We start from the raw sequence: 13,224 nt of genomic DNA on the forward strand, positions 1-13,224 counted from the left end.
GGGAAGCCTGTTGTAAGTGACTGCTGACTCCCGCATACAGCGCCGCCGGCTCCATCCGCCGACAGGACCCATCGCCCAGGACCCATCGCCATGAAACCGCTTCAGGCCTCGTCCGGCGACTTGAACGCCGATCGCCGTGCCGATTATGCCGAGATGCTGCATGCGGACGGCGATCATGCTGCGGCGGCGGAATTGCTTCTTGGTGCCCTGGAACTGAAGCCGCAATGGGCGATGGGCTGGTTTCGCCTCGGCGAAATGCAGCAGGCGGCGGGTGCGCCGGACCTCGCCGCGCAGGCATGGACGATGTCGCTGCAACTCGATCCGACGGATCGTCAAGGCGCCGCACTGCACCTGCAATTGATCGGCAAGGCGCCGCAGACCGGCGCGCTGCCTAGCGCCTTCGTCGAGACGCTGTTCGACCACTATGCCGACAGCTTCGATGAATCACTGGTCGACAGGCTGGGGTACCGGCTGCCCGAATTGCTCGATCAGGCCATTCGGTCGACAAGGCCGGGCCGCTTCCCGCTGGCGCTCGATCTCGGCTGCGGCACCGGGCTGATGGGGCAAAGGCTGCGGCCGATCGCCGATAGGCTGGAGGGATATGACATTTCGGCCAGGATGCTGAAGCAGGCGCGCGCAAAAGGCATCTACGATTTCCTCGGCAAGGCCGATCTGCGGGATTTTTCCTGTGCCGGCCCGAAAGCCGATCTGGTGGCGATGGCCGATGTCTTCATCTATGTCGGCGCGCTCGACGGCGTGGTGAAGACGGTTGCCGGCTTGCTCGCCGGCGATGGCCTGTTCGCCTTTTCCGTCGAGAGCCTGGTTGGCAATGGCGATTTTGTGTTGCTGCCATCGCGCCGCTACGCGCATTCGGAACATTATGTGCGTGAAATCCTGGCTGCCAACGAGTTTTCGGTCCTGTGGCTGGAAACGACCGTGATCCGCCAGGACCGCCGGGAACCCGTCAACGGGTTGGTCGTTGTGGCAGGCAAGCTACCGGGATGAGGCGGCAATCCCCTCCAGTCGCGCCCGCAGATAATCCGTGCTGCGAAAAAGTCTGATTTGCATGCGCGACTGATATTTGCGATCTGGTCGCATCAAGGCGGGATATCAGGAGGAACAGAGTCGATGCGCTGGAACATGATTGTCTTGGCATCTTGCCTGGTGACCGCCGGCTGCGCGGGCAGTTCGATGGCCGAGAGGCAGGACGCCGACATCCAGTCCTCCCTGCAGTATGACAGCGTGCCCTGCGGCCAGCTGCTGGCGCAGCGCAACGCGCTGGCACAGCAGCACAATTTGTCGACGAAGGCGAAGCCCACCTTCTCCAATCCGGCGATGGGCTTCGGCCCGTTCATGCCGGATGTGCGCTCGAAGGCCAAGCAGGACGCCGACAAGGCGACCGGCGAGATGGATGCCATGAACCGGTCGATCGATCGTCGCGATTGCGGCAAGCCAGACCAGCAGAAGAAACTGCTGCCTGGCTAGGATCGGGCGGGCGCCGCTCTCTTTGTTTTGAGTCACTCCCCTGAGGGAAAGCGCTACGCGCTTTTCCCGGGAAAACCGTTTCACGCATTTCCTGGAATTGCTTAATACCCAGCTTTGCGGTCCACCAGATGGTCGAGCTTTTCGCCGCGCTCGAAGGCGTCCATCTGGCGCAGCATGATCGGCGCCAGGTGGACAGGATCGGAGGTCGCCGCCGAATGCGGCGTCACGAACACTTTGGGATGTCCCCACAGCGGGCTGGTCTTCGGCAGCGGTTCGACTTCGAACACATCGAGGCTCGCCTCCTTCAGCGTCCCGTCATCCAGTGCCCGCACGATGTCGGCGTCCTTCTGCAGGCGGCCGCGACCGGCATTGATCAGCACCGAGCCGCCGAGACCGTTGCGCTTCCTCAGTTCCTTCAGCACGCCGTAATTGATGATGCCATGCGTTTCCGGCGTCAGCGGCAAAAGCACCACCAGGATATCGGTCGCCTTGAGGAAGGGGATCAGTCCCGCCTCGCCGGAATAGGTCGCTACGCCTTTCATCGGCCGCTCGCTGCGTGACCAGCCATTGACGGCAAAGCCGAGCGACAAAAGCACCGAGGCGGCGGCGCGGCCGAGATTGCCGAGGCCCATGATGCCGACCGAAATGTCGCTGGCCGGCCGCTGCTGCGGCTCGTGCCAGATCTTTTTTGGCTGCTGCGACCGGTAGAGCAGGCCGTGGCGGTGATGGTCGAGAACCCGCCAGACGACATATTCGGTCATGTACTGCGTGAGGTTGTCGGCGACGACCTTGACAACAGGCACATCCGGCAGGCCCGGGTCGGCGAAGATATGGTCGACGCCGGCACCGATCGAGAAGATGGCCCGCAGATTGGGCAGCGATGCCAGAATGTTCGGCTTCTGCTTCCACACCACCGCATAGGTGATCGACGGGTCGCTGGCGCCGTCCGGTTCCAGCACCACCTCGCGCTCGGCCGACAAGAGCTCGCGCCAGCGCTGCGGATGAAAGCCGGTGACGGCAAGCAGGATGCGGCCTTTTTCCATCAATGGCGTTTCCCTGTTATGCGTGCCCGTTGTCCAGGCTATTCGCTGACGATGCCGACCGGCGCCGTCTCTATCTTGAAGGCGGCCGAGATCAGCGCCCGAGTATAGTCGGTTTGTGGATTTCCAAAAATCTGTTCGGAAGGGCCGGCTTCGACGATCCTGCCATTGCGCATGACGATGACATCGTTGGCCAGCGCCCGGATGACCTTGAGGTCGTGGCTAATGAAGAGATAGGCGAGGTCGTGCTTGGCCTGCAGGCTGCGCAACAGGTCGACGACCTGTGCCTGAACGCTCATGTCGAGCGCCGATGTCGGCTCGTCCAGCATGACGAAGCGCGGGTTGAGCACCATGGCGCGCGCGATGGCGACACGCTGGCGCTGGCCGCCGGAAAACTCGTGCGGGTAGCGGTTGCGGGTTGCAGGGTCGAGCCCCACTTCCTTCAGCACGTCGGCGACGCGCGCGTCGCGCTGGTCGGGCGATAGTTTCGGCTCGTGGATCTTCAGGCCTTCCTCGATGATCTCGGCGATCGACATGCGCGGGCTGAGCGAGCCGAACGGGTCCTGGAAGACGATCTGCAATTCGCGCCGCAGCGGCCGCATGGCGTTGAAGGAGAGCTGATTGATGTCGTGCCCGTTGAACTGGATGCTCCCGGTCGACGAGATCATCCGCGCCAGCGCAAGGCCGAGCGTTGTCTTGCCGGAGCCGGATTCGCCGACCACGCCAAGTGTCTGGCCAGCACGCACGGTGACATCGATGCCATCGACCGCCTTCACATTGTCGACGGTGCGCCGGAAGAAGCCCTGCTTGATCGGAAACCAGACCTTGATGTCCTTGCCGGTCATGACAGGCTTGGCGGCGGCGTTGGCGGCCGGCGGCTTGCCCTTCGGCTCGGCGGCCAGCAGATGGCGCGTATAGGGGTGTTGCGGGTTGGCGAAGATGTCCTTGGTCGGGCCGGTCTCGACGATCTTGCCCTTGGTCATCACGCAGACCCGGTCGGCAATCTTGCGCACGATGCCGAGGTCATGGGTGATGAACAGCATCGACATGCCTTTGCGGCTCTTCAGGCCGGCCAGCAATTCGAGGATCTGCGCCTGAACGGTGACGTCGAGTGCCGTCGTCGGCTCGTCGGCAATCAGCAGTTCCGGTTCGTTGGCCAGCGCCATGGCGATCATCACGCGCTGACGCTGGCCACCGGACAACTGGTGCGGATAGGCATCGAGGCGCTTTTGCGGATCGCGGATGCCGACCTCGTTGAGCAGGGCCAGCGTGCGCGCCTTGGCCGGGCGGTCGGCCATGCCCTGATGCAGCTTCAGGATTTCGACGATCTGCTGCTCGATCGTGTGCAGCGGATTGAGCGAAGTCATCGGCTCCTGGAAGATCATAGTGATCTTGTTGCCGCGCACCTGCCGCAACTGCTTCTCGCTCATGGCAAGCAGGTCGGCGCCCTGGAACAGGATCCTTCCCGAGGGGTGGCTGGCGCTGGGATATGGCAAAAGCTTCAGCACCGACAGCGCCGACACCGATTTGCCGGAGCCGGATTCGCCGACCAGCGCCACCGTCTCGCCCTTGGCGATGTCGAACGAGATATGGTCGACGGCCAGCGACTGCTGTCCGCCTTGCGCAAAGGCGACGCTGAGGTCTTGTACGCTGAGCAGGGGCGCTTCGCTCATCGGAACGTCTTGCGCGGATCGAAGGCGTCGCGCGTCGCCTCGCCGACGAAGACCAGCAGCGACAGCATTAGCGAGATGACGACGAAGCCGGAAATGCCGAGCCACGGCGCGTTGAGATTGCGCTGCGCCTGCTTCAACAGTTCGCCGAGCGAGGCGGAGCCGGGCGGCAGGCCGAAGCCGAGATAGTCGAGCGAGGTCAGCGTCGAGATCGAGCCCGAGAGCAGGAACGGCAGGAAGGTCAATGTCGCTACCATGGCGTTGGGCAGCAAATGCCGGAACATGATGGTGCGGTTGGGTACGCCTAGCGCGCGCGCCGCGTTGACATATTCGAAATTGCGAGCGCGCAGGAACTCGGCCCGCACCACGCCGACCAGCGCCACCCAGGAGAACAACAGCATCAGGCCGAGCAGGATGAAGAAGCCCGGCGGCAGGATGGCGGCGACGATGAGCAAGAGATAGAGCACCGGGATCGCCGACCAGATTTCGATGAAGCGCTGGAACAGGAGATCGGTCCAGCCGCCGAAATAGCCTTGCACGGCGCCGGCCGCGACGCCGATCAGGGCCGAACCGACGGTCAGGATCAGGCCAAACAGCACCGAAATGCGGAAGCCGTAGATGACGCGCGCCAGCACGTCGCGCGCCTGGTCGTCGGTGCCGAGCCAATTCCAGTTGCCGACGATGCAGGCCGGATCGGCCGCCCCTTGCGGATACTGGCTGCAGCGCGCCTTGGCGTCATACTGCCAGGACGGTTTGGCCGGTGCCGCTTCCGGAATGGCGTTGTTGACGGTCTGGTAGGAGTAGCGCACAGGCGGCCAGATCATCCAGCCATTGGCGTTGATCTCGTCCTGGATGACCGGGTCGCGATAGTCGGTGACTGCGTAGAAGCCGCCAAACTTTTCCTCGGGGTAGGCGACCAGCACAGGAAACAGGATTTCGCCCTTGTAGGAAGCGATGATCGGCTTGTCGTTGGCGATGAATTCGGCAAACAGCGACAGCACGAACAGGACAAGGAAGATCCACAGCGACCAGTAGCCGCGCTGGTTCGCTTTGAAATTCTGCAGGCGGCGCTTGTTGAGCGGCGACAGCCACGGCCGCACGATCCGCTCCGGTGCGGCCTCCGTGGTCGCGGTGGTGTCCGACATCAGACGTCTCTCCGCTCGAAATCGATGCGCGGATCGACCCAGGTGTAGAGCAGGTCGGACAGCAATCCGACGAACAGCCCGAGCAGCGAGAAGATGTAGAGATTGGCGAACACCACCGGATAGTCGCGCTCGACCACCGACCTGAAGCCGAGCAGGCCGAGGCCATCGAGGGAAAAGATGTTCTCGATCAGCAGCGAGCCGGTGAAGAAGGCCGAGATAAAGGCGCCCGGAAAACCGGCGATCACGATCAGCATGGCGTTGCGGAAGACGTGGCCGTAGAGCACCTGCCGCTCCGACAGGCCCTTGGCGCGCGCCGTCACCACATACTGCTTGCGGATCTCTTCCAGAAACGAGTTCTTGGTCAACAGCGTCGTGGTGGCGAAGGCCGACAGCACCAGCGCCGTCAGCGGCAAGGTCATGTGCCAGAAATAGTCGATGATCTTGCCGGACCAGGATAGCTGGTCCCAATTGTCGGAGGTGAGGCCGCGCAGGGGAAACCAGTCCCAGAACGATCCGCCGGCAAACAGCACCATCAGCATGATGCCGAACAGGAAGCCCGGAATGGCATAGCCAACAATGACGACGCCGCTGGTCCAGACGTCGAAAGGCGTGCCGTCCTTGACCGCCTTGCGGATACCGAGCGGGATCGAGATCAGGTAGGACAGAAGCGTGATCCACAGCCCGATCGAGATCGACACCGGCATTTTTTCCAGGATCAGGTTGAGCACCGAAATATCGCGGAAATAGCTGTCGCCGAAATCGAAGCGCGCATAATTCCACAACATCATGCCGAAGCGCTCGAGCGGCGGCTTGTCGAAGCCGAACTGCTTCTCCAGCTTCTTGATGAATTCCGGATCGAGGCCTTGGGCGCCGCGATATTTTGAGCTGACATCACCGGCGACATCGACATTGGCGCCACCGACCGCGTCACCACCGCCGCCGCCGAGGCGATCGCTGCCGCCCTGGTTGGTCAGCCGGGCGATGACCTGCTCGACCGGGCCGCCCGGCGCGAACTGGATGACGGCGAAGGAAATCGCCATGATGCCGAACAGGGTCGGGATCATCAACAGGATGCGGCGCAGGATATAAGCGCCCATCAGGTCTTTTGCCCTGCTTGAGCGAACATCTCAGCCTTTGCCAATTTTTGCCGCCTTGCCCTTATCGAACCACCACAGCGTCTCGACCGGAAAGCCGAAATCGGGCTTTTGCTCGACGAAGTCGAACATGTCCCAATAGGCGACGCGGTGATTCGCCAGATAGTATGTTGGAATCCAGTCTAGCCGTGCGCGCAAGACCCGGTCGAGCGCCCTAAGCGCGGTGACGAGTTCGGTTCGGCTTTGCGCCTTGCCGGCTGCCACGATCAGCGCGTCGATGGCCTTGCTTTCCGTGCCCGGATAGTTGCGTTGCCCCGGCGTTTTCGCCATTCGCGAATCATAGAGCATCTCCAGGCCGTCTTCAGTCGGCGTCGCTCCGATCGACCAATGCAGCACGGTAAGATCGAAATCGAAATCACTGTGCCGCTGTTCATACTGTGCCGAATCGATTTGCCGGATCGAGGCGTCGATCCCGATCGCCTTCATATTCTCGGACCATGGAGTGAAGATTCGAACGATGCCGTCATCCTCTGCCAGCATTTCAACCTGCAGGCGCTCACCCTTGGCGTTGACGACGAAACTGCCCGCACGTTTCCAGCCGGCTTGCGCAAGCAATCTCGAAGCCTCGCCCAGCAGCTTGCGGTCATGGCCCGACCCGTCGGACAGAGGCTGCGTCACGGCTTCGCCAAAGACCTCTGGTGGCAACTCGGCCCGGAACGGCTCGAGCAGGGCCAAGTCGCCAGGCGATGGCAGACCTTCGGCCTTATAATCCGACCGTTCGAAGTTCGATTGAGAGCGCTCGTAAGAGCCGTAAAACAGGGCCCGCTTCATCCATTCGAAATCGAAGCATCTGGCGATCGCGCGCCGTACCCGCTCGTCGCGAAATTGCGGACGACGTTGATTCAACGCTACGCCCTGCATGTCTGGCGTCTTCTCACCGGGAAATTCCCGTTTGACGATCTTGCCATCCTTCAGCGCCGGAAAGTCGTATCCGGTCGCCCATACCCGCGCGGTGAATTCCTCGCGAAAATGCGTGTCGCCTTTCTTGAAGGCTTCAAAAGCCGCCTGCCGATCAAGATAGAAGTCGATGCGGATGCGGTCGAAATTGTACAGTCCGCGGTTCACGGCTAGATCGCGGCCCCAATAGTCGGCGACGCGGTCATATTCGACAGTCTGTCCGGCTGCCACGCGCCCTATCTTGTAAGGCCCCGAGCCGAGCGGCGGTGTCATCGTCGAGGCATCGAAATCATTGGCCGTATAAAAGGCCTTGGACACGATCGGCATTGCCACGATCGCAAGGATGTTCTGCGGCGACTGCTGGCCGTTGAAGGTCAGGTCGAGAGTGGTGGGATCGACCGCGACCGCTTCCGTCATATACCGCAGCGCCTTGGAAAGGTTCGGATGGCCTTGGTCTTTGTAAAGCTTCAACGCGAAGGCAACGTCTTCAGCGGTCAGCGGCGAACCGTCGTTGAAGCGCACTTGCGGTCGCAGCACGAAGCGGAAGCCATTGCGGTCTTGCGACAAGGTGACGGACTCGGCAAGCAGGCCATAGACCGCATCCGGCTCATCGAGCGCGCTTGCCATCAGAGAATCGAAACAAAGCTCCGTTCGCGGCGGTGAATCTCCTTTCAACACCAGGGAATTCAACGTGTTGAAAGTCAGGAAGCTCTGATTCAAGGTGGCGTTGGGCGGCGCGAAATTCATCTGGCCGCCCTTGGGCGCGTCCGGATTGACATAGTCGAAATGTGCGAAGTCCGGCTTGTATTTGAGATCGCCGAAAGCCGACAGGCCGTGCAGTTTTACGCCAGTCGGGGCGGTGGCGAAGGCCCGGCCAGGCAGCAGGGCGGCGGCTGCGACAGCGCCGCCCAATGCCAGAAAATCGCGGCGGGCAAGGACCGCCATCAATTGCCGCCCTTGTACTTGGCCGCCAGCGCCTTTTCCTTCTCGGGGTCGATCCACCAGGAATCGATGTCGGCGCCGACATAGGCGGGCTGCTTGTCTGGAAAGCCGAACTTGTCCCAATAGGCCAGCCAGACGGCGGACCGGTAATATTGCGGCACGACGTAGAAGTTCCACAGCAGGATACGGTCGAGCGCGTGGGTGGCGGCGACAAGGTCGTCGCGATCGGTGGCAAAGATGATACGGTCGACCAGCGCGTCGATGATCGGGTCCTTGATGCCCATCAGATTGCGCGAACCCGGCGCATCGGCGGCTTTCGAAGTCCAGAAGTCGCGTTGCTCGTTGCCTGGCGAATCCGACTGCTGGAAAATCCCCGTGACGACATCGAAATCGAAATTGTTGACGCGGTTGATGTACTGCGTCTGGTCGATGATGCGCAGCGTGGCGTCGACACCGATCTTGCGCAGATTGGCGATGTAGGGGCTGGCGATCACCTGGTCGGTGTCGTTCCAGCCGAGAATTTCGAACCTGAACGGCACGCCGGTCTTGGCATTGACCATCTTGCCGCCCTTGATCACCCAGCCAGCCATGGCGAACAGATCAACCGCCTGTTTCAGGTATTTCCGTTCCGCCTGTGGGGAATCGTAAACCGGCAGCTTGAATTCCTGGGTGAACAGTTCGGGCGGCAGCTTGTCGCGATATTTTTCCAGGATTTCCAGCTCCTTGCCTTGCGGCAATCCGGTAGATGCCAGTTCGGTGCCCTGGAAATAGCTCGATGTGCGGGTGTTGAAGCCGAAGAACAGCGTGCGGTTCATGCTCTCGAAATCGAACGGGATTGTCAGCGCTTCACGCACCAGCCGGTCCTGGAACAGCGGCCGCCGCTGGTTGAGGACGAAACCCTGCATTGCCTGTGGCGCCTGGGTCTGGAAGTCCTTCTTGACGACATCACCGGCTTGGAATGCAGGAAAATTGTAAGCCGTTGCCCATTTGCGCGAGCTGTATTCGCGGTTGATGTCTTCCAGCCCACCCTTGGTGAAGGCCAGCCAAGCGGCGTTGTCGTCGAGGATGTAGGTATAGCGTCGCGTGTCGAAATTCTCGCGGCCGATCTTCACCGGCAGTTTGGCTGCCCAGTAGTCGGGCACGCGCTGCCAGATGATCTCCGAGCCGGGCTTGAAACTGGCGATCTTGTAGGCGGCCGAACCGAGCGGAATCTCCAGCGTCGGCTTGGTCACGTCGCGCTTCTTGCCGTTGGCATCGGTGCCTTCCCACCAGTGTTTCGGCAGGACGGCAAGGTCGCCGATGATCTTCGGCAGTTCCCGATTGCCCTTTTGATTGAAATGGAACTCGACCTCGCGGTCGGAGACGGCGGCCGCATCGGTAACGTTCTCGAAATAGCGGCTGTATTGCGGGCTGTTCGCCTTCAGCACCTGGAACGACCAGATCACGTCGTCGACGGTGATCGGCTGGCCGTCATGCCATTTGGCGCGCGGGTCGAGCCGGTAGGTCGCGGAGGAATAATCGGCCGGATATTTGTAGGCGTCGGCGATCAACGGATGGCTGGTGCTTCCTTCGTCGGTCGCTTGCTCCATCAGCGTGTCGTAGAGCAGGCCGCCGCCAAACGCGACAAGGCCGGCAGCAGGCGATCCCTGGACGACATAGGGATTGAAGCTGTCGAACGTGCCGAGCAGCACCGAATTCAGCGTGCCGCCCTTAGGCGCGTTCGGGTTGACGTAATCGTAGTGCTGGAAATTGTCGCCGTATTTGGACTCGCCGATCAGCGATGAGGTGGTGCGCCATTCGTCGGCTTGCGACGCTTGCAATCCCGCCGCCAGCAGGGCTGCCGCCAGCAACGATTTGAGAAGCGTTCGGCCAACCGTCATGCACTGTCCTCTTCGCGCTGCGTGTCCATTCCAGAAAGGCAATCTAGTTGATTTGCCGCTCGTGAAAACCGCAATGCGCGGCTTTGTCGCTGCATATGCGATCTTGCTAACAAAAAAGCCGGGCTGAACCCGGCTTTTTCAAGATCGTCGAGGTGACAATTTGTTTATTGGGCAGGCGCCGGTGCCGGAGCGGCTGGAGCCGGGGCGGCGGGAGCTGGCGCAGCCGGAGCCGCAGGCTTGGCGGGAGCGGCACCCTCTGCCGGCTTGGCAGGGGCGGCTGCTTCGGCAGGCTTGGCGGGCGCGGTCGCATCAGCCGCAGCCCCTGGCGCCGGCAGCGGCTTGGGATTGTCGGACAGCGTGCGCAGATAGGCGATGACGTTGGCGCGGTCCTCGTCCTTGGGCAGGCCGGCAAAGCCCATGGCCGTGCCCTTCACGAATTTCTTCGGCGAGGTGATGAAGTGGTTGATGTTGTCATAGGTCCACTTCTCGGTGCCGCCCTTGGAGAATTCCTTCATGCCGGCCGAATAGGCAAAGCCTTCATGCTCGCCAACCGGACGGTCGATGAGATCCCAAAGATCGGGGCCGACCTTGTTGGGGCCGCCCTTTTCACCGGAATGGCAGGCCTGGCATTTCTTGAACACCGCAGCGCCCGCTTCGACATTGGCAGTCGCCAGAAGGTCGGCGATCGGCTTGGCTTCGGCGGCCGGAGCGGCCGGGCCGCCTTCGGCGGGTTCGGTGGCTTCGATGGCGAAGCCAGGCTTTTCCGGCGCCGGCGAGGCAAACAGCGCATCGGACACAAGGCCAACCGAGAAGACCACGAAAACAGTTCCGAGCAATCCGGCGAGCAGCTTGTTGACTTCGTTGGAATCCATACGCCCCTTGCTCCCTTTTCCGGCGGACCGATCCGTCCACTCCGTCCGTCGGTATCGTGACCCACCCTGCTAAGGCGGTCAAATCGGGCGGAAACTAGGTCTTTTGCTCCGGCGTTGCAACACCTATAAGGGCGCTTCCAGTGAGACCTTTTGCCACTTTTCCCTTCCCCTTTTGAGACGCCTTGCAACGCGCATGTCCACGCTGATCCTGATCCCGGCCCGCATGGCCTCGACCCGCCTGCCGGGCAAGCCGCTGGCCGACATTGCCGGCGTGCCGATGATCGTCCATGTCGCCCGCCGCGCCGCCGMGGCCGGCCKCGGCCGGGTGGTGGTGGCGACCGACACGCAAAGCGTGGCGGAAGCGGTGCGCGCGCATGGTTTCGAGGCCGTGATGACGCGCATGGATCACGAATCCGGCTCCGATCGCATCCACGAGGCTTTGGTTGCGCTGGATCCTGAACGCAAGGTCGAAACGATCGTCAATGTGCAAGGCGATTTGCCGACAATCGACCCGGAAATCATCGCCGCGTCGCTCAGGCCGTTCGAGGATAGGGCGGTGGATATCGCCACGCTCGGCGTCGAGATCGTCCGCGACGAGGAAAAGACCAATCCCAACGTCGTCAAGATCGTCGGCTCGCCGCTCTCCGGCACCAGGCTGAGGGCGCTCTATTTCACCCGCGCCACCGCACCATGGGGCGAGGGCGCGCTTTACCACCATGTCGGCCTCTACGCCTATCGCCGCGCAGCACTCGAGCGCTTCGTCGCGCTGAAGCCGTCGCCGCTGGAACGGCGCGAACGGCTGGAACAACTGCGGGCCCTGGAAGCCGGCATGCGCATCGATGCCGAGATCGTGCGTTCATTGCCACTTGGCGTCGATACGCCGCAAGATCTGGAACGCGCCAGAACCATCCTTTCACACTGAACAATCCCTTCGAACCGCGACACCTTGAATCGAGACTTGGGCATGCCTGAAAAGACCAACAGAATATCCTTCCAGGGCGAGCCGGGTGCCAATTCCGACACCGCCAGCCGCAACGTCTATCCCTCGATGGAGCCGTTGCCGTGCCCAACCTTCGAGGATGCGTTCAACGCGGTCGAGACGGGCAAGGCCGATCTCGCCATGATCCCGATCGAGAACACCATCGCCGGGCGCGTCGCCGACATCCACCATCTGTTGCCGGAATCGAGGCTGCACATCGTCGGCGAATATTTCCTGCCAATCCATTTCCAGCTGATGGTGCTGCCCGGCGTCAAACGCAACGAGATCAAGACCGTGCACAGCCACATCCACGCGCTTGGCCAGTGCCGCAAATACATCCGCAAGAATGGCTGGAAGCCGGTGGTCGCCGGCGACACGGCGGGTTCGGCGAAGCTGGTTTCGGAGGTCAAGGACCGCACCATGGCATCGCTCGCCCCGGCACTCGCGGCAAAGCTCTACGGGCTCGACATCATCGAGGAGAATGTCGAGGACACCGATTCCAACGTCACCCGCTTTGTCGTTCTGACCAAGAACAAGCAATGGGCCGAACGCCCGTCAGCCGACACCAAGATGATGACGACATTCATCTTCCGCGTCCGCAACGTGCCGGCCGCACTTTACAAGGCAATGGGCGGTTTCGCCACCAACGGCATCAACATGACCAAGCTGGAGAGCTACCAGTTGGGGGCGTTCACGGCGACGCTGTTTTACGCCGACATCGAGGGCCATCCCGACGATCCGCTGGTCAAGCTGGCGCTGGACGAGCTTCGCTTCTTCTCCCGCGAGGTACGGATCCTGGGCGTTTATCCGGCCAGCGAGTCGCGCGAGCAGTGGAAGGTGGCTGACTAAATCACCGCACCCAGCGGCACGTAGTCGATCTCCATGAAGGTCTCGACTTCCGGTACCCAGCGGTCGCGCACGAAGGCGACGTGGTCGGGATGGTCGTTGTATCTGGTGTAGGCGGCTTGGTCGGCGAACTCCATCGAGAAGCCGAAGCGGTACTCGTTCTTGGGGCTGACCTGCCGCAATTGCTCGAAATGCCTGACGCCCCTGATCGCCGACAGGGCTTTCTTGGCGTCAACCAGGAATCTCTTTTCCTCCAGCGAATGCGGCGGATGCTTCAGCGTGAACACGACGGTGTGACGGATCATTTTCTGCTC

At 61.8% G+C, this 13,224-nt stretch carries 12 protein-coding genes; 4 read left to right on the forward strand and 8 right to left on the reverse strand.

Annotated features, from left to right (window positions below; translation table 11 throughout):
- Positions 1 to 90: 90 nt before the first annotated feature.
- Complete coding sequence (locus AC1DZU_RS04305; protein ID WP_477282013.1) at positions 91 to 1,005, forward strand: class I SAM-dependent DNA methyltransferase; 915 nt, start codon at positions 91 to 93, stop codon at positions 1,003 to 1,005.
- Between the two features lie 123 nt (positions 1,006 to 1,128).
- The gene (locus AC1DZU_RS04310; protein WP_184877448.1) at positions 1,129 to 1,485 is read left to right on the forward strand and encodes a hypothetical protein; all 357 of its coding nucleotides are present in this window, start codon (positions 1,129 to 1,131) and stop codon (positions 1,483 to 1,485) included.
- A gap of 101 nt (positions 1,486 to 1,586) precedes the next feature.
- On the opposite strand, the gene AC1DZU_RS04315 is transcribed toward AC1DZU_RS04310, so the two are convergent.
- The 7 genes from AC1DZU_RS04315 to AC1DZU_RS04345 all read right to left on the reverse strand — a co-directional run bounded on the left by AC1DZU_RS04315 (position 1,587) and on the right by AC1DZU_RS04345 (position 11,085).
- Positions 1,587 to 2,528, reverse strand: coding sequence for a 2-hydroxyacid dehydrogenase (locus AC1DZU_RS04315; RefSeq protein ID WP_477282015.1), 942 nt, complete (start codon positions 2,526 to 2,528; stop codon positions 1,587 to 1,589).
- 38 nt (positions 2,529 to 2,566) lie between these two features.
- Positions 2,567 to 4,198, reverse strand: a complete 1,632-nt coding sequence (locus tag AC1DZU_RS04320; RefSeq protein WP_477282017.1) for an ABC transporter ATP-binding protein — start codon at positions 4,196 to 4,198, stop codon at positions 2,567 to 2,569.
- The gene (locus AC1DZU_RS04325; RefSeq protein WP_477282019.1) at positions 4,195 to 5,340 is read right to left on the reverse strand and encodes an ABC transporter permease; all 1,146 of its coding nucleotides are present in this window, start codon (positions 5,338 to 5,340) and stop codon (positions 4,195 to 4,197) included. Before AC1DZU_RS04325 ends, AC1DZU_RS04320 begins: the two co-directional genes overlap by 4 nt.
- Complete coding sequence (locus tag AC1DZU_RS04330) at positions 5,340 to 6,437, reverse strand: microcin C ABC transporter permease YejB (protein ID WP_095082500.1); 1,098 nt, start codon at positions 6,435 to 6,437, stop codon at positions 5,340 to 5,342. The genes AC1DZU_RS04325 and AC1DZU_RS04330 overlap by 1 nt, the downstream gene beginning before the upstream one ends.
- 30 nt (positions 6,438 to 6,467) lie before the next feature.
- Complete coding sequence (locus AC1DZU_RS04335; RefSeq protein ID WP_477282022.1) at positions 6,468 to 8,336, reverse strand: extracellular solute-binding protein; 1,869 nt, start codon at positions 8,334 to 8,336, stop codon at positions 6,468 to 6,470.
- On the reverse strand, positions 8,336 to 10,213 hold the full coding sequence (locus AC1DZU_RS04340) for an extracellular solute-binding protein (protein ID WP_477282024.1): 1,878 nt from the start codon (positions 10,211 to 10,213) through the stop codon (positions 8,336 to 8,338). Before AC1DZU_RS04340 ends, AC1DZU_RS04335 begins: the two co-directional genes overlap by 1 nt.
- Before the next feature lie 164 nt (positions 10,214 to 10,377).
- On the reverse strand, positions 10,378 to 11,085 hold the full coding sequence (locus tag AC1DZU_RS04345) for a c-type cytochrome (protein WP_095082494.1): 708 nt from the start codon (positions 11,083 to 11,085) through the stop codon (positions 10,378 to 10,380).
- Positions 11,086 to 11,278: 193 nt separating this feature from the next.
- On the opposite strand from AC1DZU_RS04345, the gene AC1DZU_RS04350 reads away from it, so the two are divergent.
- Positions 11,279 to 12,007 carry a 3-deoxy-manno-octulosonate cytidylyltransferase gene (locus tag AC1DZU_RS04350; protein WP_477282026.1) on the forward strand — a complete coding sequence of 243 codons (729 nt, stop codon included), beginning with the start codon at positions 11,279 to 11,281 and terminating at the stop codon, positions 12,005 to 12,007.
- Between the two features lie 42 nt (positions 12,008 to 12,049).
- Complete coding sequence (locus tag AC1DZU_RS04355; RefSeq protein WP_477282028.1) at positions 12,050 to 12,913, forward strand: prephenate dehydratase; 864 nt, start codon at positions 12,050 to 12,052, stop codon at positions 12,911 to 12,913.
- Here the strand turns inward: AC1DZU_RS04355 and AC1DZU_RS04360 are convergent.
- The gene (locus AC1DZU_RS04360; RefSeq protein ID WP_477282030.1) at positions 12,910 to 13,215 is read right to left on the reverse strand and encodes a Dabb family protein; all 306 of its coding nucleotides are present in this window, start codon (positions 13,213 to 13,215) and stop codon (positions 12,910 to 12,912) included. The two genes, AC1DZU_RS04355 and AC1DZU_RS04360, sit on opposite strands and share 4 nt — an antisense overlap.
- Positions 13,216 to 13,224: the final 9 nt, after the last annotated feature.

The sequence above is a fragment of the Mesorhizobium sp. P2_A12 genome, from assembly GCF_056405075.1.